This is a genomic window from Flavobacterium algoritolerans, from assembly GCF_030010385.1.
Classification (GTDB): Bacteria; Bacteroidota; Bacteroidia; order Flavobacteriales; family Flavobacteriaceae; genus Flavobacterium; species Flavobacterium algoritolerans.
In genome coordinates this window covers 1-19,867 of sequence record NZ_JASCRZ010000008.1, presented here as the reverse complement: position 1 = coordinate 19,867, position 19,867 = coordinate 1, and the positions used below count along the sequence as shown (strand labels likewise).

Below are 19,867 nucleotides of genomic sequence, written 5' to 3'. Positions count from 1 at the left end.
TTAGAATAGATTTAATCGTTAAATTTCATGAATTTGAATAGCTTACTTTCTATCTTTGAGGTATAAAACTGAAAAATCGATGTCGAAACCATTTCTATATATTCTTATTTTTTTGCTGAGTATAACAGCAAAAGCTTCTTTTATTTTGTTGCCAATGGATGAAACGAGTCAACAGAATCATCTAAAAGCATACGGAATTACATACTGGTGTTTGGATAAAAATTATAAAGCCAGTTGGTTGCTTAACTATCGAGGAGGCTCTTTTTTATTACCTGATGCGGAGGAAATTCGAAAAGAATGTCAAATTAGGGGAGTGAGTTTTGAGGTTATTTCCGATGGTGATGAATTGGCAATACTGAATGAAATATCCAGTCCTTCCCAAAATATGGAATCTGTTGTACTGGAAAAAGCACCTAAAATTGCTGTTTATACCCCAAAAGGAAAACAACCTTGGGACGATGCAGTTACGATGGTACTGACTTATGCCGAAATTCCTTTTACCCCAATTTATGATGAAGAAGTTTTGAGTGATCAATTGTTGCTATATGATTGGCTACACTTGCATCATGAGGATTTTACGGGACAATATGGTAAGTTTTATGGCGCTTATAAAAATGCACCTTGGTATATCGAGCAAAAGAAAGATTCAGAAACACTGGCAAGTAAATTAGGATTTCCTAAAGTGTCTCAAGAAAAAGGAGCTGTTGCTAAAAAAATCAGGGATTTTGTCATAGGTGGTGGGTTTATGTTTGCCATGTGTTCTGCAACGGATAGTTTTGATATTGCTTTGACAGCGGATGGTGTTGATATTTGTGAAACCATGTTTGATGGAGACCCGAGTGAAGGAAATTACCAATCAAAAATGAATTACAGTAATTCATTTGCTTTCAAAGATTTTACTTTAGAAAGAAGACCAGAACAATATGAATTTTCAGATATTGATATGACTTCGAAACGAAGAGTTCCTATGGAGAAAGATTATTTTACATTAATGGAATTTTCGGCAAAATGGGATCCAATTCCTAGTATGCTTTGTCAAAATCATACCCAACTCGTAAAAGGGTTCATGGGGCAAACCACCGCATTTGATATTCCTTTAATTAAATCGAATATTTTGGTGATGGGTACTTGCGAGGTTAATGGTGAAGCACGTTACATTCATGGTCAGAAAGGGAAGGGAATGTTCACATTTTATGGTGGTCATGACCCAGAAGATTTTCAGCACCAAGTGGGCGATCCACCAACGGTTCTGGATCTGCATCCAAATTCGCCGGGGTATCGTTTGATTCTGAATAATGTATTGTTTCCTGCAGCGAGAAAGAAAAAACTGAAAACGTAGTATAAAATAAAAGCCAATCGTAATCGATTGGCTTTTGTATTTTTAGCCCTGATGGCAGTGACATCCTTTCTTTGCCTTTTTAGGCAGAGAAAGATATAACGGACAGCAGGATTAGCTCCTGAAAAAATTACACGATTCCGTGTTCGTTTTCTTTGTCTAAATATTCTTGTACAATATCAATGGCATTAGTCACTACATCACTTAATGCGGTGATGAAACTTCCTTCTTCGGCACAATTTATGGCGTGTTTTATGGCTTCAGTTTCCTTAGGGATAATTTCATAGGTTACTGTTTTACCGGATGTTTTTATACCGTCAAGGATTAAATTAATGATTTCATCTTCGGTTCTTCCTCTTAGGTATTTTTCTTGGCGAATGATAATATGGTCAAACATTCGGGCTGCAATAGTTGCGCAATCTCTAATGTCTTCATCACGTCTGTCACCCACACCGGCAATAATTCCAATTTTTTTGGTAGCTTCAACACTTTGTAAATATTCTTCGACACCTTTATAACCGGAAGCATTGTGTGCAAAGTCAATCAATACTTTGAATTTTTTGAACTCAAATATATTCATACGACCCGGAGTTTGTGCAGCACTTGGAATAAAAGTTTGTAATGATAGGCTGATGTCTTCGGTTTTAAATCCCCACAAATAACTCGCTAAAGTGGCCGCAAGGACATTTGCAATCATGAATTTTGCTTTTCCGCCTAATGTTAATGGAACGTGAGTGGCGCGTTCGATTCGGATTTTCCATTCTCCTTTTTTGATGGTAATGTATCCATTTTCATATACAGCAACTGTTTTACCCTCGGCAGAAAGTTTTTTGATAAAATCACTGTCTTCGCTCAAACTAAAATAAGCGACATTGCAATTCAAATCTTGACCTATTTTTACACAATGTTCATCGTCTCCATTCAAAACTGCCCAACCATTTTTCTTGATGCTTTTGACAACCGTAGCTTTTACTCTTGCCAAATCATCTAACGTATGAATGTCACTTAAACCTAAATGATCTTCTTGAATGTTAGTAATAATTCCAATATCACAACTGCTAAAACCCAAACCGGAACGAAGGATTCCTCCTCGAGCGGTTTCTAAAACGGCAAATTCCACAGTTGGATCTCTCAAAACATATTCAGCACTGATAGGCCCGGTAGTATCACCTTTTTCCATCATGTGGTTTTGAATATAAATCCCATCCGATGTGGTGAATCCTACTTTGAATCCATTATTTTTTACAATATGAGCCAAAAGTCGGGTGGTGGTCGTTTTTCCATTGGTTCCTGTAACAGCAATTATAGGAATGCGACAGGATTTTCCCGGTGGGTATAACATATCAATTACGGGCGATGCAACGTTTCTTGGCAATCCTTCAGAAGGAGCAAGGTGCATTCTAAATCCAGGAGCCGCATTGACTTCGAGAATTACACCGCCATTTTCTTTTAACGGTTGGGTTAAATTCTCTGCCATTATATCAACTCCACACACATCGAGTCCAATTACTCTTGAAATTCTTTCGGCAAGAAATATATTTTCAGGGTGCATCATATCGGTAACATCCACAGAAGTTCCGCCAGTGCTTAAATTTGCTGTAGATTTTAAGAATACAATTTCACCAATTCTAGGAATGGTTTCTAATGTGTAGCCTAGTTTTTCCAATAAATCTTCGGTATCTCTATCGACATCAATTTGTGTCAGTACATTTTCATGACCGTAACCTCTTCTTGGATCTAGATTCGTAGTTTCAATTAATTGCTGAATGGTATCCTTTCCGTTTCCAATTACATGAGCAGGAACTCGTTTTGCAGCAGCAACTAATTTATTATCAATTACCAATATTCTAAAGTCGAAGCCAGTAATGAATTTCTCAACAATGATTCGTTTGCTGTATTCTTTGGCGAAAGCCAATCCTGAAACTGCATCTTCCCAATTAGTAACATTGATTGAAGCACCTTTTCCGTGGTTTCCATCCAATGGTTTTAACACGATTGGATAACCAATTTTTTTTATGGTCTCAGCCAAGTCATCTTCGTCTACACAAATACTTCCGCTGGCAACAGGAATGGATGCCATGTCCAACATTTTTTTGGTAAGCTCTTTATTGCAGGCAATATCAACCGCAATACTACTTGTTTTACAGGTAATTGTTGCCTGAAAACGCATTTGGTTAATTCCATATCCTAATTGAACCAAAGAATTTGTTCCTAATCGTATCCAAGGAATATTTCTGGAAACGGCTTCTTCTACAATACTTCCGGTACTTGGTCCTAGTCTAACACGTTCGCGTATTTCACGCATTTTCTGTAAGTCGGCATTCAAATCATAATCTGTTCCGGCAATTAATGCTTCAGCAATGGCAACAGAAGATTCTGCAGCAAAAAGCCCCACATTTTCTTCGGTATAACTAAAGACTACATTATAGGTTCCGGGAGTTTTGGTTTCACGAGTCCTTCCAAAACCAGTTTCCATGCCAGCTAAAGACTGAATTTCAAGAGCAATATGCTCAATAACATGTCCCATCCAAGTGCCTCGTTCTACTCTGGAAAAAAATCCACCACGACACCCTTCGGAACAACGGTGCTCAATCATCGTAGGAAACATAGTTTCGATACGTTCTCTAAATCCGTCTATTTTATTGGTAGGAAACTGTTCCATTTCTTCCAAATCCAATCGCATTTGGATTAATTTTTTTCTTTGGATACTCCAAATATTGGGGCCACGAAGTGCTTGTACTTTAATTATTTTCATAAAACGGAAAGATTATTTTTGAACTAAAAAATGGATATGTAATGACTTAATTTTAAATGAAATAGATTCTAACTTAGGAAAAGAGCTGATTTGAGACGGTATTTTTTTAAAAAAAAAGTATAGAATCCAACTAAAGTAGTTTTTTAAAAATAGGAATCAAAATTTATTACCTTAAAAATAAACAATAAATATTGAGTTTGTGATAATTTAAAAAAAAAGCCTAGTTCAATGGCTTCTTTTATCTTTTTGGTTATTTTTACAAAATGAATATACTAGGAAAACTAATAATAATAGGAGGTGCGGTAGATAAAGGAAGTTTTACTGAAACTGATTTAGATAAAAATGCAACTAGCAATTTAAACTTTTTTGAAGCAGGCATTTTAAAAAGGATATTAAACGAGTCAAAACACAAAGAGAATTCACGAATAGAAGTCATTACAACCGCTTCAATCATTCCGCGCGAAATAGGTCCAGAATATGTTAAGGCATTTGAATATTTGAATGCTAAAAATGTAGATATACTTACTATAGAAAGACGGGAACAAGCAGCTGATGCGGAAGTTTTAGCCCGACTAAAAGCTGCAGATATTGTTATGTTTACTGGAGGCGATCAATTGCGATTGACTTCCATTCTTGGCGGAACACCATTTCATGATATTTTACTGGATAAATACCATAATGAAGAGTTTATTTATGCAGGAACTTCGGCTGGGGCAGCTGCGGCATCTAATAATATGATTTATCAAGGCAGCAGTTCTGAAGCTTTATTGAAAGGAGAAGTGAAAATTTCAAGTGGATTAGGCTTAATTGATGGTGTTATTATCGATACCCATTTTGTACAACGCGGGAGAATTGGCAGGCTTTTTCAAGCAGTTGTTGGTAATCCAAGAGTATTGGGAATAGGACTTGGAGAAGATACTGGTTTGTTAATTACCAATAATACCCAAATGGAAGCTATAGGTTCCGGGTTAGTTATTTTGGTGGATGGCCGTGAAATAAAAGACACTAATTTGACAAAAGTTGAATTAGGTCAGCCGATATCAATCTCACATTTGGTAACGCACGTTATGAGTAAATTTGACACTTACAATCTCGAAACGCATAAAATGCACATTCAATCTTCACACTACGTATAAATAAGAAAGCCTTTCAGTATTTAGATAACTGTCGAAATCTGGAAGCTGCACCCGATACATTATGAAACTAATTATACACGGAGGTTTTTTTTCGGAATCATCTACCAATCACGAAACAAAAGTTGCCAAACAAAATGCATTAGAGCGAATTGTAAAAGATTCGTACGATTTTTTAAAAACACATTCGGCTTTGGAAACGGTTGTTTATGCAGTGTCACTTTTGGAAGACGATGAATTGTTTAATGCGGGAATTGGTTCCCAAATTCAAAGTGACGGAAAAATCAGGATGAGCGCTGCTGTTATGGATGGAGAAACTCAGAAAATGAGTGGTGTTATCAATATTGAAGAAGTTAAAAATCCAGTTCAGGTTGCTCAAATATTGATGAGTTATGACGATAGGGTTTTAGGTGGAAGCGGAGCAACGAATTTTGCAAGAGAGAATGGTTTTGAAGCTTTTTCAACTGAGATTCCACAACGTCGAGTTGAATATGAAGCAAAGCTAAAATCACTAGGAACCGGAACTGTGGGTTGTGTAGCTTTGGATACTAATGGAAAAATTGCTGTTGCTACTTCCACAGGAGGTAAAGGTTTTGAAATTCCGGGACGCATTTCAGATTCGGCTACAGTAGCGGGAAATTATGCCAATGCATTTTGTGGAGTGAGCTTGACAGGAGTAGGAGAGGATATTGTGAGTAATGCCACCGCTACCAAAATCGTGACTCGTGTTACTGATGGTTTTACATTGCAAGATGCCTTTACTAAAACATTCAATGAATTAAAGCCTTATGATGGTTTTGCTGGTGCAATTGCTATCGATAATCAGGGAAATATTTTTCATCACGATTCACATCCCAGTATGGTTTTTGCCAGTTTTGACGGAGATAATTTTGAAGTTTTCGATTAATTTAATTCAAAGAAAATTCAAACCAAATAGGGATATGATCTGATATTATTCTAGCTTCTTTTAATGAATTAAAGTTTTTATGAAAAGGGATAATTCCTGAATTTATAGTATTGATTTTTGAAGTTCTGTAGTACATATTGTCAAATTCAGATGCTAGACATTTACCATTTTTACATTCTTGTTTCAAAGAGGTTTTTTGGTTGACTAAAATAGATTGATACCCCATTTTTTTCAAAGGATTAAAAACCGTGTGCGATTGCGGACAATTGAAATCACCAGCAAATATTAAATTCAAGTTGGGATATTCATCGGATAAAAACTTAAAGTATTTTATTTCGGTTTCAGGTTGCCTATTTTTAGTGATAGCATGAAAATTAACGACAGTAAATTGCTTGTTTTCATATTGAAACGTGCAAAAATACGGTTCTCTATCAATCTCTAAATGGTATTTTTTTTCGAGCCAAGCGCTACCTATCTTTTTCAATTTGCTCGTTTTCCATATAAAAGCATAGCGTTCCGTTTTGTATGCACTACTACTGGTTGGGTCGCTGATTACATAATCCCATTTGGCTCCTTTGCGGTTGAGTTCATCTGCTAATCGCGCTACTGCTTGAGCACCGCCATAACCCGCTACAACCTCTTGGATTGCAATGATATCGTAATCACGAAGTGTATTGGCGATATAGTTTATCGTTTCATCTGATTTAGATTTCCCAAGGTTTTCTATATTCCAAGAAAGGAGTTTGGTTTGTGAGAAACAAAAGGTTGAAATAAGAAATAGTAGTAGATAAAAGGGAGATTTCAATTTATTGAGAATTTTATTTTAAAGTTATTTAGTTAAATCATAACGAAATTAACTGTTAGCAATTGTAATAACAGATGTTAAATTATGAAAGAGTATGTTTTACTTTGATTTTTGTATTTATTACTTTTCTGATTAAAATTGATTTAACAGAGAAAAATTTTCAATTAATTTTAAAATTTTGAAACTTGTAAATTTAGTTATCAATCATTTTTTTCTCAAATCTCAACTTTTAAAATAAATAATCCTAGGCAGTTTTTTGAATTTTATCGTCTTCTCCAAATTTTATATACTAAAAAAATGATGCAGATAGCACCTAAAAAAAGTATAGCTATTTGTACTGAAAATAATATATTAGATTTTAAAACAATTGATGTCTTCATTAATTTTGCTTTTTTGATTGTTTAAAACTAGATTCTTGAAAAAATAGTGTTTTATGGTTTTCTTTATTCGTGATAAAAAAAGAGAAAGTGTTTTTATTCAAGAACTAGAGTATTGATCTTTTTGTGTTTTTGTATGTAAATAATTTTTCCTTTTCTATGTCTGGAGAAATGTTTTATTGGACGTTGTTTAGCAGAAGTATCCATGGTATATTTTATTGGATCATCAAATTTATTTAATGGATAATCATTTCTATTGATTATTAGTTGCTTTTCATTCGCATCATATTTATTTTGTATATTCCTTTTTTGTTCGGATTGTATTTTTGACGTATGAGAGAATAAGGTCATGAATAACAAGAGTCCTAGCGCTATAATTTTTTTCATTTATTTTTAAAGATTATACATTAATTACAACATGCACTCACAATTTTTTTTCGAATATTAAAAACCTTTATAAGTTGTTTTTTCGTTAATAACTTTTTCATTATTCCTTTATTCAACTTTTTATTTAAGCTCTCAGATTTTACTTTTAAATAAGGATATTTTGATAATGACATGGTATTCCCTTTGAGCGATTTTTTATAGTGTAAGAGATATTCTTTGACATAATTATCATAGTCATTCAGTTTTTTATCCCATTTATCTGTAATTAAATTCTCTTTGTTTTTTTCTGGTACTTTCGTAATGGATATAGTTTTGTTTCTCTTCATGATCTAAACTTATTTTTTGAAAATGATTTGGATTTTTTATCTCCTCAAAATTAAGTCTGATAAAAGAGATTTCCTTACGGGAACACGTAACCATTAAAAATAAATAACACAAAACTATATGCTCAAGTTGTTTATAAAGTATTCTGAAATTATCAATTAGTAAATTGAAATAAATAACTATTATATTTTTATCCAATTAGTTGCAATCCAATCTAATAACTGTGTTCGGTAGATTTCGTTTTCCAAAGAGGGATGTTGTAGAAAACTTTCTGCTTTTTGAAAACTTGCTTTGGTTTGAGGAACTTTATATTTTTTTAGAAACTGATTACAGAAATGAATTACTTCAAATTCTTCTGTTTTATCAACATAAATCCTATCAAGAACTTCGATAGTTTTAGGATAATCGTCAGCATTTATAGTTTGTGAATATCCAGTAAATGCTAAGTCTTCTCTCGTGAAATCTGCCATTTTATTTGATTTAAAGTTTTATTAGCCAAACCTAATATCTTTAGAAACCATTTCTTTACGGGAAACCGTAAAATAGGTAATTATTTTAAAAAAAGAAATAATATTCAATTTCTAAGATTTGAAATTGCGATTTTCTTTAACGGATTTTATTGATTGTTGCACCATTTTTATTGGAGAAAAAAATTAGCTTAAACTAAACCTAAATCTTTGGTAATAGCAATAAGATGCACATTATTACTGGCTTTGAAGTATATTTTTAATCTGTTAATTCGTTTTTCGAGACTACTGCTGCCATTTGGGATGATTCCTGAATGTTTAAATTCTGATGAAATATCTTCAAGAGTCAAACCTTTAGATAATGATTTTAAAAGTGAAATGTCATAGGATTCAATTTCAAATAGCGATTTGTCTCTTAATGCATGAGATATTTCAGCTGAAGGTTTAATTTCTTCATTATTATAAATGCGTTGAATCGCTTTCTTTAGCTCAGGAATACTGTCTCTTCCTTTAGATACATAGGCATTAATTCCCAAGTTATTGAATAGTGATTTTATTCTAAAAGATTTTTCTTCTATGGAGAATACTATAGTCTTGATATCAGGTTGTACTTTTTTTACTGCCTCAATTAGTTCTTCGCCTGAGTTTAGTCTATTTTCTCGATGGTCAGGTTTAAATGATAAATCACTAATTAATAAGTCATAGGGCTTATTGTCATGAAGTGCTTTTTTTATTTTTAAAAAAGCATCATCACAGTATTTGGCATGATGAATTTCTAAGATAGAAATTTCTTCCAGAGCTTGAACAACTGCTATACTAATACTGTCTAAATCTTCGGCTATTAAAACTTTATGGAACATAGAATCGAGTATTATATTGGAATAATAAATTGCACTTTAAATCCTTTATTTGATTTAGTGTCAAAATTAATTAATCCTTTTATGGCCTGAATACGGTTTTCCACATTTTGAAGTCCATTTTTTGAATTTAATTGTTCTATAGTTGCTCCGACCCCGTTATCAGTGTAGTCTATTTGTAATTTATCTCCTATTTTTTTAAAAGTTAGAACAACTAAACTGCATTGACTGTGTTTTTTCATGTTGACTAGCAATTCTTGGATGACACGATAAATGATGATTTTTTTGTTACTATCTATTGCCATCCAATTGATGGAATCCATTCCATTAGTTATCACATTTACTTCTTGAGTATTGAAACCGGACATCATTTCTTTCAAATCAGATATAAATAACGGTCCAGTTTCCATAGCATTGTTTTCTCTGGATATATTTCGTGTCCTTGAATAAATAGTATCTAGATTGGAAATTAATATTTCTTTATTATGTTTTGTGGATAAATCTTGAGTTTCAGCAAATGCCATAGTATGATATACATCATTAGCTAATTCATCGTGAAGTTTTTTAGCAATTCGAATTTCAGTAGTATAGGAAGCTTTAATCTTTTCCCTTTTATTTCTGGCTAATAGTAGATTGGTTATAGAAATACTTATTACAGTAATTATTCCCACAACTAAATATAATATTAAATTTCTCTTTTTCTGATGTTCTGATTCAAGTACTTTTTGGGCTTTTAGTTTCAGATTCTCCTCTTTTTCTTTCTTGGAGTCGTACTTGATTTTAGCAAATTGATTCTTAGCTTTTTGTCTTACTTTAGTGATACTGTCATTGATATCGAGGTATTTCAGGGAATATTCTTTGGATTTATTTCCTGTATTGAGTTCAATTAATAATTTTAAACTGAGTAATTGGCCTTCAATGTTTTTTAGTTTTGTTGCTTTTTTATAAGTCATTAAAGCATAATCTGTGGCTAGATTTGGATTGCTTTTTTGATAAAATTCAGAAAGATGGTAATAACTTCCAATCAAACCCCAGTCATCCTTTTTTTTTACTTTTATTTCTAAGGATTGATTTAAATAGGCAAGTGCTTTTGAATTTCCTACTTTAAAATAGGAATAACCTAAATTATCGATTACTCTGGAAAAGGCTTCGGAATTATTAATTACTTCTTTTTTTAAAGATAAAGGTTGTAGAATTCGTATTGCTAAATTATAATCTTCCTTTTCCATATATATAACAGCAATATTGTTTTTTGTATCTGATTTTCGGAGTTCATCAGTTTTTAAATTTAATGCTTTATTGTAGTAGTAGAGTGCATTTTCATAATCATATGCATATAAATAGTTAATACCAATTATGGTATAAATATTCCATTTATATTTGGGATTCGTAGTTTTTTCTAAAAAAGGAATCGCCTCCATAGCTGTAGTTTCACTACCGGAGTAATCTCCTTGATTTTGCTGGATAGTTGCTAGATTAGATATTGAATAGATGATTTTAGAAACATCTTTTTTTTCATTACAGGCTGATTTAGCTTTATTAAAATAATAGTAGGAACTATCATATTCTGATTTCTCAAAAAATTTGTCTCCTAGATTAATTAATCGATCAATTTCAGCTGTATTGTGTTTTTTTTCGGGATTGTTTAGCGTCTTTTTTTCACACGAGTGAAGTATTAAAAAGAATGACAATGATAAAAAATAAACTATTGGGGGTAACTTTTTTAGAATCATTCTTCGAAAATAAAGAAATTAATTAAAATATAGAAACTATCTTCAATACAATTTAGAGTATAGTTTTTGAAGAAGAACTGGGATTTTCAGTTTCGATGCATCAATTAAATTATTATCAGTGTTTTAAATACTGGTATAGTTTATACTTTGGTAGTTACTATTTGATTAAATAAATGAATTAGAATTACATTGGAATAATAAATTGTACTTTAAATCCTTTATTTGATTTAGTATCAAAAGTTATTGTTCCTTTTATAGCTTGAATACGGTTTTCAATATTTTGAAGTCCATTTTTTGAATTTAATTGTTCTAATGTTGCTCCAACTCCGTTATCTGTGTAGTCTATCTGTAATTTGTTTCCATTTTGTTTCAAAGTCAGTACAACTAAACTACATTGACTGTGCTTTTTCATGTTGACAAGCAATTCTTGTATAACACGGTAAATGATGATTTTTTTATTACTTTCTACTACCAACCAATCAATTGAATCCATTCCATTGGTTAAAACATTCACTTTATCGGTAATGAATCCGGACATCATTTCTTTTAAATGAGATACAAATAATGTTCCTGTTTCTACGGTGCTGTTTTCTCGGGATATGTTTCGTGTACGGGAATAAATAGTATCTAGATTGGTCAGTAATATTTCTTTATTCTGGGTGGTAGATAAATCCTGTGTTTCAGCAAAAGCCATAGTATGATATACATCATTAGCTAATTCATCATGAAGTTTCTTAGCAATTCGAATTTCGGTATTATAAGAGGTTTTTATTTTTTCTCTTTTATTTTTGGCTACCAGATAATTATAGACAAAAATACTTATCATGATTATAATTCCAACGGCTAAGTATAATAATAAATTTCTATTTTTTTGTTGTTCCAACAGAAGTGCATTTTCGGCTTTTTGTGTTTTTAGATTTAGATTTTCTTCTCTGTTTTGATCACTATCGTATTTGATTTTTATAAACTGATCTCTGGCATTATTACGAACTTTTATAATACTATCATTAAGTCGGATGTAGTATAAAGCATAGTTAGTAGTGCTTTTTTCAGAATTATTGGATACTAAAAAAGATAATGATCTCAATCTTTCATCTACACTGTTGAGTTTTGTAGCAGTTATATAGGCTTCTTCGGCGTATGTTTTAGCATATTTGGGATTTAATCCTTGGTAATATTCGGCTAAATGTAAATTACTTTCAATACTTCCATAGAAATCTGTATTGCTTTTTCTGATGAATAGTGATTTTCTCATCAATTGTAATCCTTCTGAGTTACGTTTTGTTTTAAAATAACAATAGCCTAGATTGTCTAGAACTCTGGCTTTTCTTTTATTGTTAGTGTTTAAATAAGATGATTTCAAAATGGATTCTAATATCTTAATAGAAGAGTCGTATTTTTTCATTTTGATGTAAACCGTGGCAATATTATTTTCAAAAGCAATTCTTCCTATCGAATCATTAGTTTCAGTTTTGGCTTTATTGTAGTAATACAAAGCATCTTTATAATTGAACAGTTCTTTTGAAGAAATGCCAAGAAGGTTGTATGCTGCTGATTTATAAGTAGAGTTTAGCTCTGTAAAGGATAAAGCTTCAATTAAATTTTTTTCACTTCCAACATAATCACCAGAGGTTTGTTGGCTATGCGCCATTTGAATTAAATTGTAGGTTACTGACGCGCTATCTTTTTCTAATTCATATAGTATTTTTGAACGGTTATGGTAATGAAAAGCACTGTCAAATTTTTGAAGTGCTAAGAACTTATCGCCTGTATCTAATAGTTCGCGTGCCTGAATAGCATTTTTACTGATATTATTTCCTTTATTGGAGGCTGACTCTTTTTTTAAATCATTTTGACAAGAATAGATAAATATCGAGAATAGGAATATAAAAATCGAGGAACGCATCATAAAGATAACTTTCCCCGAAAGTAATAATTTATAGTTTATAAACTTTAGTTTTATTATTTTGATTAATTTTTAGGAGTATTTTCATATCCCGGATTCCATCCTTTATATGGGAAACCATTAAAACCAATTATACAGTATTATTTAAAGCTAAGTTATCCCATAAAAAAAATCCCATTCTGATTTTTTGAATCTAAATGGGAGTTTTTTATTGTTTAAAAAAATTATTTTATGGCAAGAGCATTATCGATTAAGAAAATGAGGTTGCCTCTATGTGCTCGCGTACTTTCTTCTATGGAAGTTGCTGTAAGCAGCATTGATTTAATTTTTTTCAATGTTTGTCTTGCGGCAGCTTTCGAAATATCATCATAAGAGTTTCTAGAAGAATTTATATCCGAAATTTCTACAGCTTGTTTAACAAAATAAGTTTGAAGGTATTGTCTTTGCATATTCACTTTTCCAACTAAATCAGCTTTGAATATTCCGCTAACTAAATCATTCATAACTTCTGCTACTGAATATGTATTGCCATACAGACTTGTATTAGAAATTCGTTGCAATGTCGTAGGGTGGAGAATGTGTGAAAGCGCTCCATCAGTTTGCATTGATAGATAGATACCACCTAATTTTGGATCTTCTGTAGAAGAGAAAAATCCAAATCCACGTCTTTGCAATTGTAAATACGGATATAAAGAAGCATCAGCGTCAAATGCATTTGGTGCAAATGCATATTTATTCAATACCTCAATAGCTCTTTTTTGCTCAGCTTCAGATACAGGGGTGAATGGTTTTTCAGTTGTATTTTGGCCTACATAACTTCGGTCAACATACACTCCGCCAACATAGCGGCTTACCACAGCAATCATGTTTCTTCTTTGCCCATTTAGCATACTATATCGAGAACGCAATTCTGCATAATTCTGTCCAGTTTTACTATATTTTACTTTAAGTTTAGGCATTACAGTGTTGACTAATTTAAATCGGCCTTCGGCATATCCTATTGCATCACTACTTAAGTCTTCAACCATTACATGTGGATCAATCGCCTTTCCAGACGATCTCATATCATCGGCATCATTACCAAAAGCATGACCTGGTTCAGTACTTCTACTAAGAATTTTATTTAACTCATTCTCTTCCAGTTTTTCATCGAATTCCTTGTATCCATATTCAATGGCCCAAAGATCGTATGGTCCTGGTTTTGTAGTAAAATAGTTTCCTTGTTTTGTTCTATCCAATGAAAGATTAATAGTAGGATAATCCATTACTGAACCAATTAAACCAATTTTTTCTGTAATTGAGGTATCATTAAGTTCAGAAGGGCTTAACATTTGACTCGCTTTCATATTGTGATTTAGTCCCAAAGTATGACCCATTTCATGTAAGATCAAATAGTATAAAAATTCTTTATGAACTTTTAAAATAGTTTTTGGATCTTCATCATAAGCTTCTGCTATAGTAGCACCAGTCAAAAACTGACTTTTTAGTTCGTTTGCCATGGTACAAAGATGTCCATCTGAATGGAAATAGGTGTTGAGATTATTTTGATTTTGAATGCTTTTCGCCGAAAATAATTCATCATATATTGGAGATCTGCTTCCTGAACTCCATTCCACTGTAATATCAGAACCTAAAATTTGCCCTGTTCTTGGATTGGCAAAACTTGGGCCAATTGCACCATAATTTGGATTAGCAGAAGCAACCCATCGAATAACGTTATAACGTACATCACCTGCATCCCAATCAAAAGAGTCTGGTTGTATTTTCATTACAACAGCATTTTTGAAACCTGCTTTTTCAAAAGCTTGGTTCCAACGATTACCTGCTTCAACAATAGTTTGACGATATTCAACGGGAGTTGTATTCTCAACCCACCAAACAATGGGTTCTACAGGTTCACTGATAGCTGCCGTAGGGTCCTTTTTTGTCAAATACCATCGATTGATAATGTCTTTATAAGGTGTTGGTTTTATACTGGTTTGGTCATTAATAGTTTGTCCAAAATATCCAATACGAGGGTCATCCTGTCTGGATTTGAAATTATTTTCAGGAATTTCTAAAAACGTATGTTGCATACGTACACGAACATATCGTGCATCAGTAATGTCATTCCCACCGCCATTTAGAGGTGCTGGATTATCATAAGCTAAATCTACAACTACATCAGTGTTATTAGGAAAAGATCGGATGCTATGGTATTTTGACTTAGCGGAATTGAAATTACCCAGGTTGAAAATTGCTCCAGGAGGTATTCCTGGAGGCATCGTAGGTTTCACTGGATCTAATTTTTCACTCAAGAAAAGCCCATCTGCAAGAATTAAGAAACCAGTACTGTCTTGTGCTACAATTTTCTCAGCCAGAAAAATTGCTTCCGAAATATCAATACCAGCAGTTTTACTAACGGCATTTGTTTTGTCGTAATAAAAAGCGGTGTTTACTAATCCAAATTCAATTTTGTCATTGGCTTTCTTTATGTTGAAAACGCTTGTTGCACGATGCATACTTTGATTTAAAAACAAAGCCGTTGGTCCATTCATGGAATAGCTTTGATAAATAAATTCCTTATCCAGTTGGTTTTTCTTAATGTAAAGTTGCATGTTTCCAGTAACGGTATCCTGATACATGGTAAACAAGCCTTCAATTTTTTTAGCACTTTTTATTTTATCATTTATAGAAACGGTAGCAGTTTTTTTCTTCTTAATGCTATCAGATTTTACATCAGCAACTTCTTTTTTGTTTCTCTTCTTACGATTGCTTTTTTCTTGAGCGAATGTAGAACTTGTAATAAATAAAAGCACTAAAAAAAGAAGCAGTGTGGATTTCAATTTAGTCATAGTATTTGGGTTTAATGAAAAATGATAGGAATCACGTCTGATTTTCTTAAAATCCTTACGAAATTAGAATAAAATTTTGATATTAGTCGTATTTTTTTGATTAGAATAAATTTTGAAAACAAAAAAACCCCAATCTTTCGATTGAGGTTTCTATATAAGTAAGTAATCTAAATTGAGTTGATAAAACGTTTATTTTACTTTATTAAGTACTGCTTTGAAAGCTTCTGGGTGGTTCATAGCTAAATCTGCAAGAACTTTACGGTTCAATTCGATTCCATTAGCTTTTACTTTACCCATGAATTGTGAATAAGACATTCCTTCCAATCTAGCTCCAGCGTTGATACGTTGAATCCATAATGCACGGAAATTTCTTTTATTCACTTTTCTATCACGGTAAGCGTAGCACATTGCTTTCTCTACCGCATTCTTAGCAACTGTCCAAACGTTTTTACGTCTACCAAAGAAACCTTTGGCTTGCTTCATTATTTTTTTTCTTCTTGCTCTTTTAGCAACTGAATTTACCGATCTTGGCATAATTTTACTGTTTTTTTGTAGCAGGCGGCTTGAATTTAATCAAAAGCACTTAATGGCCATACTCCAAGGTTATTTGAAATTGTTTTAACCTAAAGAATTTTTTAAAATAATTATAAACTGTAAATTATAAATTATAGACCATGAGTGAACAATTAATAATTAACAACTAACAATTGATCTTAGATAATTCTTAATTGTTGTTTGATGCTTTTCATATCTGTTTTGTGAACTAGCGCTGAGTGTGTCAAAGCTAATTTACGTTTTTTAGACTTTTTAGTCAAGATGTGACTTTTAAAAGCATGCTTTCTTTTAATCTTTCCAGAACCAGTAACTTTGAAACGTTTCTTGGCGCTAGATTTGGTTTTCATTTTAGGCATTTTTTCCTAGTGTTTTAATTTATTCTTACTTACTTATCTTCTTTAGTCAGAAAGTTCTTAAAGTCTTAAAGTCAAAAGTTGAATACTTTTGACTTTAAGACTTTTGACTTTAAGACTTATTTCTTTTTCTTTGGAGCAATGAACATAATCATTCTCTTTCCTTCTAGAACTGGCATCGCTTCCACTTTACCAAATTCTTCAAGATCTGTAGCTAATCTTAATAATAAGATTTGCCCTTGATCTTTATAGATAATCGAACGTCCTTTAAAGAAAACAAATGCTTTCAATTTAGCACCTTCTTTCAAGAACTTCTCAGCATTCTTTCTCTTAAATTCGTAATCATGCTCATCTGTTTGAGGTCCAAAACGAATTTCCTTAACAACTACTTGTGTAGATTTCGCTTTTAAGATTTTATCACGTTTCTTTTGCTCGTAAACAAATTTCTTGTAATCCATGATTTTACAAACCGGTGGATCAGCATTTGGAGAAATCTCGACTAAATCCAATTCAAATTGGTCAGCTAATCTTAAAGCTTCCGAAAGTTTAAAAACTCCAGGTTCTATATTTTCACCTACAAGTCTCACTTCTTGTACACCACGAATAAGGCTGTTTATTCTGTGTGCATCTTTTTTTTCTACGCGAGGTTGGTAACCTCTGTTGCTTCTTATTGCTATGACTTTATAATTTAAGTTAAACTGTAAATACTTTTAATGTTTTATTGATCTCTTCGTTGACAATAGCAGCAAATTCTTCTATCGTAACACTGATATTCCCTTTTCCTTCTTGTCCGTGACGACGGATAGAAATAGTCCCATTTTTCTCTTCTTCCTCTCCTACAATCAACATAAACGGGGTTTTTTGCATTTCTGCATCCCTGATTTTCTTCCCGATTGTCTCGTTTCTGTTGTCAATGAGGGCGCGAATTTCGTGATTTTCTAGCAAATCTAAAACTTTTTTCGCATATATTTCATATTTCTCGCTCAAAGACAATATTATAGCTTGTTCAGGCATTAGCCAAAGAGGGAAATTTCCTGCAGTATGCTCTAATAAAATAGCAATGAATCGTTCCATTGAACCAAAAGGGGCTCTGTGGATCATTACTGGTCTGTGTAATTCGTTATCAGATCCTTTGTATGTCAAGTCAAAACGTTCTGGCAAGTTGTAATCTACCTGTATCGTCCCTAATTGCCATTGTCTTCCTAAGGCATCTTTGACCATGAAATCCAATTTTGGACCATAGAAAGCTGCTTCGCCATATTCTACTACAGTATTTAAACCTTTGTCGGCTGCAGCATTAATAATTGCATTTTCTGCTTTTTCCCAGTTTTCATCAGTACCTATATACTTATCTCTATTTTCTTTATCTCTCAATGAAATCTGAGCGGTAAAGTTTTCGAATCCTAATGAACCAAATACATATAGTACCAAGTCAATTACTTTCTTAAACTCTTCGTCTAGTTGTTCAGGAGTGCAAAAAATGTGCGCGTCATCCTGAGTAAACCCTCTTACACGAGTTAAACCGTGTAATTCTCCACTTTGTTCGTATCTGTAAACAGTACCAAATTCAGCATAACGCTTTGGTAAATCTTTGTATGACCAAGGACGTACATTGTATATTTCGCAGTGATGAGGACAGTTCATAGGTTTTAATAAAAACTCTTCGCCTTCAGCTGGAGTGCTTATAGGTTGGAAACTATCTGCACCATATTTTGCATAATGTCCTGAAGTTATATACAACTCTTTTTGGCCAATATGTGGTGTAACCACTTGCTCGTATCCGCCTTTTTTCTGTGCTTTTTTCAAAAACTGTTCTAGTCTGTCTCTTAAAGCGGCTCCTTTAGGCAACCATAATGGTAAACCTGCGCCTACCTTTTGAGAAAAAGCAAACAGTTCAAGTTCTTTTCCTAGTTTTCTATGGTCTCGACGTTTTGCTTCTTCCAGTAATTCTAAGTATTCCGTTAAATCTTTTTGTTTAGGAAATGAAGTTCCATAAACACGAGTCAGTTGTTTGTTTTTCTCGTCACCACGCCAGTATGCTCCTGCAACGCTCATGATTTTCATCGCTTTGATTATCCCAGTATTTGGAATATGGCCACCACGACATAAATCAGTAAACGTGTCGTGATCGCAAAACGTAATTGTTCCGTCCTCAAGATTGCTAATAAGCTCTGTTTTGTAAACGTTGTCCTTATATAGTTCTAAAGCTTCAGCTTTAGAAACGGGACGTAGTTTGAATTCATGCTTGCCTCTTGAAATTTCAAGAACACGATCTTCAATTTTTTTAAAGTCAGCATCAGTGATTTTTTGGTCTTCAAAATCTACATCGTAATAAAAGCCATTAGAGATTGCTGGTCCAAGAGTTAATTTTATACCAGGAAACATTTCCTCAAGAACTTGTGCCATTACGTGTGAAGTAGAATGCCAAAAAGCTTTTTTTCCGCCTTCGTCATTCCAAGTATATAATATAAGACTGCCGTCCGTCGTCAAAGGAGTTGTTGTTTCCACAGTTGTACCATCAAAAGAAGCCGAAATAACATTTCTGGCAAATCCTTCACTAATGCTCTTGGCAACATCCATAGGAGTAATCCCAGGAGCAAACTCTTTAACTGACCCGTCGGGCAAAGTAATCTTAATCATCATTTATTATTTTAAGAATGCAAATATAGACCATTACAAAAATACATACAATATTTATATAAGGTTTGTTATCATAAATAGGTCTAAAAATTAAAAGAAGAGTTATTATAGCATATGAGTTTAGTAGGAGTGTTATAATTAGGAGCTGTTTCCCCCTATTCGTTGTAATCTTTTCTCTCGTAAAGAAACGAGAGAAAAGGATTTTCACTGCTATCGGGGCTAGGAGAGTGGTTTTGGTTAGTCGTATCCTGCTTAAATCATCCGAAATAGGGAGTAATTAGGGGTGTTAATTAAAAAAGTGAATAAAGATTATGGCTACGTATATATTGTATAGTCTAGATAAAAGGAGAATCCGGTGTGTTTTTTGATTTTTCTTTTGAATATCATAAAAAACTTTGTGTTTCAAGAATCATGTTTTCAGCGAGTTAAAGGATAGGTTAAGAAAACATGAAAAAAAAGGTTTAGAAAAGCTTGTAAAAGCGAATAAAGGATGTAGTT

General features: G+C 32.9%; 16 protein-coding genes. 3 read left to right on the top strand and 13 right to left on the bottom strand.

Annotated elements, in window-relative coordinates:
* Positions 1–79 precede the first annotated feature (79 nt).
* Positions 80–1,339 (top strand): asparagine synthetase B, encoded by a 1,260-nt coding sequence (locus QLS65_RS14500; protein ID WP_282718486.1) that lies wholly within the window; start codon positions 80–82, stop codon positions 1,337–1,339.
* A 127-nt stretch (positions 1,340–1,466) separates the two neighbouring features.
* Here QLS65_RS14500 and cphA read toward each other — a convergent pair whose 3' ends face one another.
* Positions 1,467–4,091 (bottom strand): cyanophycin synthetase, encoded by a 2,625-nt coding sequence (gene cphA / locus QLS65_RS14495; protein ID WP_282718485.1) that lies wholly within the window; start codon positions 4,089–4,091, stop codon positions 1,467–1,469.
* Positions 4,092–4,354: 263 nt separating this feature from the next.
* On the opposite strand from cphA, the gene QLS65_RS14490 reads away from it, so the two are divergent.
* Together QLS65_RS14490 and QLS65_RS14485 are read left to right on the top strand one after the other, a co-directional pair.
* Positions 4,355–5,227: a cyanophycinase gene (locus QLS65_RS14490; protein ID WP_121341364.1), complete on the top strand. Its 873-nt coding sequence runs from the start codon at positions 4,355–4,357 to the stop codon at positions 5,225–5,227.
* A gap of 61 nt (positions 5,228–5,288) precedes the next feature.
* Positions 5,289–6,131, top strand: coding sequence for an isoaspartyl peptidase/L-asparaginase (locus tag QLS65_RS14485; protein WP_282711311.1), 843 nt, complete (start codon positions 5,289–5,291; stop codon positions 6,129–6,131).
* A gap of 1 nt (position 6,132) precedes the next feature.
* On the opposite strand, the gene QLS65_RS14480 is transcribed toward QLS65_RS14485, so the two are convergent.
* The 12 genes from QLS65_RS14480 to thrS form a co-directional block, all read right to left on the bottom strand.
* A complete protein-coding gene (locus QLS65_RS14480; protein WP_282718484.1) occupies positions 6,133–6,936 on the bottom strand; it encodes an endonuclease/exonuclease/phosphatase family protein in 804 nt (267 codons plus the stop codon).
* A gap of 473 nt (positions 6,937–7,409) precedes the next feature.
* Positions 7,410–7,700: a hypothetical protein gene (locus tag QLS65_RS14475; RefSeq protein ID WP_282711310.1), complete on the bottom strand. Its 291-nt coding sequence runs from the start codon at positions 7,698–7,700 to the stop codon at positions 7,410–7,412.
* Positions 7,701–7,720: 20 nt separating this feature from the next.
* A complete protein-coding gene (locus QLS65_RS14470) occupies positions 7,721–8,026 on the bottom strand; it encodes a hypothetical protein (RefSeq protein WP_282718483.1) in 306 nt (101 codons plus the stop codon).
* A gap of 180 nt (positions 8,027–8,206) precedes the next feature.
* Entirely contained in the window at positions 8,207–8,494 is a 288-nt protein-coding gene (locus QLS65_RS14465; protein ID WP_282711306.1) for a hypothetical protein, read from the bottom strand.
* A gap of 188 nt (positions 8,495–8,682) precedes the next feature.
* Positions 8,683–9,351, bottom strand: a complete 669-nt coding sequence (locus QLS65_RS14460) for a DNA-binding transcriptional response regulator (protein ID WP_282711304.1) — start codon at positions 9,349–9,351, stop codon at positions 8,683–8,685.
* A gap of 11 nt (positions 9,352–9,362) precedes the next feature.
* The gene (locus tag QLS65_RS14455; RefSeq protein WP_282718482.1) at positions 9,363–11,039 is read right to left on the bottom strand and encodes a tetratricopeptide repeat-containing sensor histidine kinase; all 1,677 of its coding nucleotides are present in this window, start codon (positions 11,037–11,039) and stop codon (positions 9,363–9,365) included.
* Between the two features lie 226 nt (positions 11,040–11,265).
* Positions 11,266–12,990 carry a tetratricopeptide repeat-containing sensor histidine kinase gene (locus QLS65_RS14450; protein WP_282718481.1) on the bottom strand — a complete coding sequence of 575 codons (1,725 nt, stop codon included), beginning with the start codon at positions 12,988–12,990 and terminating at the stop codon, positions 11,266–11,268.
* Between the two features lie 221 nt (positions 12,991–13,211).
* Positions 13,212–15,821, bottom strand: coding sequence for a zinc-dependent metalloprotease (locus QLS65_RS14445; protein WP_282718480.1), 2,610 nt, complete (start codon positions 15,819–15,821; stop codon positions 13,212–13,214).
* A 189-nt stretch (positions 15,822–16,010) separates the two neighbouring features.
* Entirely contained in the window at positions 16,011–16,355 is a 345-nt protein-coding gene (gene rplT / locus QLS65_RS14440; RefSeq protein ID WP_035633036.1) for a 50S ribosomal protein L20, read from the bottom strand.
* A gap of 179 nt (positions 16,356–16,534) precedes the next feature.
* Positions 16,535–16,732, bottom strand: coding sequence for a 50S ribosomal protein L35 (rpmI, locus tag QLS65_RS14435; RefSeq protein ID WP_022827375.1), 198 nt, complete (start codon positions 16,730–16,732; stop codon positions 16,535–16,537).
* Positions 16,733–16,848: 116 nt separating this feature from the next.
* Positions 16,849–17,406, bottom strand: a complete 558-nt coding sequence (infC, locus tag QLS65_RS14430; protein WP_369800971.1) for a translation initiation factor IF-3 — start codon at positions 17,404–17,406, stop codon at positions 16,849–16,851.
* A 16-nt stretch (positions 17,407–17,422) separates the two neighbouring features.
* Positions 17,423–19,369, bottom strand: coding sequence for a threonine--tRNA ligase (thrS, locus tag QLS65_RS14425; RefSeq protein ID WP_282718479.1), 1,947 nt, complete (start codon positions 19,367–19,369; stop codon positions 17,423–17,425).
* Positions 19,370–19,867 lie beyond the last annotated feature (498 nt).

What these genes read in the sequence shown, in the direction of transcription:
- cphA (WP_282718485.1), bottom strand. Translation starts at nt 4,091, where the DNA reads ATGAAAATAATTAAAGTACAAGCACTTCGTGGCCCCAATATTTGGAGT.
- QLS65_RS14485 (WP_282711311.1), top strand. Translation starts at nt 5,289, where the DNA reads ATGAAACTAATTATACACGGAGGTTTTTTTTCGGAATCATCTACCAAT.
- thrS (WP_282718479.1), bottom strand. Translation starts at nt 19,369, where the DNA reads ATGATTAAGATTACTTTGCCCGACGGGTCAGTTAAAGAGTTTGCTCCT.
- QLS65_RS14445 (WP_282718480.1), bottom strand. Translation starts at nt 15,821, where the DNA reads ATGACTAAATTGAAATCCACACTGCTTCTTTTTTTAGTGCTTTTATTT.
- QLS65_RS14470 (WP_282718483.1), bottom strand. Translation starts at nt 8,026, where the DNA reads ATGAAGAGAAACAAAACTATATCCATTACGAAAGTACCAGAAAAAAAC.
- QLS65_RS14500 (WP_282718486.1), top strand. Translation starts at nt 80, where the DNA reads ATGTCGAAACCATTTCTATATATTCTTATTTTTTTGCTGAGTATAACA.
- QLS65_RS14490 (WP_121341364.1), top strand. Translation starts at nt 4,355, where the DNA reads ATGAATATACTAGGAAAACTAATAATAATAGGAGGTGCGGTAGATAAA.
- QLS65_RS14460 (WP_282711304.1), bottom strand. Translation starts at nt 9,351, where the DNA reads ATGTTCCATAAAGTTTTAATAGCCGAAGATTTAGACAGTATTAGTATA.
- rplT (WP_035633036.1), bottom strand. Translation starts at nt 16,355, where the DNA reads ATGCCAAGATCGGTAAATTCAGTTGCTAAAAGAGCAAGAAGAAAAAAA.
- QLS65_RS14465 (WP_282711306.1), bottom strand. Translation starts at nt 8,494, where the DNA reads ATGGCAGATTTCACGAGAGAAGACTTAGCATTTACTGGATATTCACAA.
- QLS65_RS14450 (WP_282718481.1), bottom strand. Translation starts at nt 12,990, where the DNA reads ATGATGCGTTCCTCGATTTTTATATTCCTATTCTCGATATTTATCTAT.
- rpmI (WP_022827375.1), bottom strand. Translation starts at nt 16,732, where the DNA reads ATGCCTAAAATGAAAACCAAATCTAGCGCCAAGAAACGTTTCAAAGTT.
- QLS65_RS14475 (WP_282711310.1), bottom strand. Translation starts at nt 7,700, where the DNA reads ATGAAAAAAATTATAGCGCTAGGACTCTTGTTATTCATGACCTTATTC.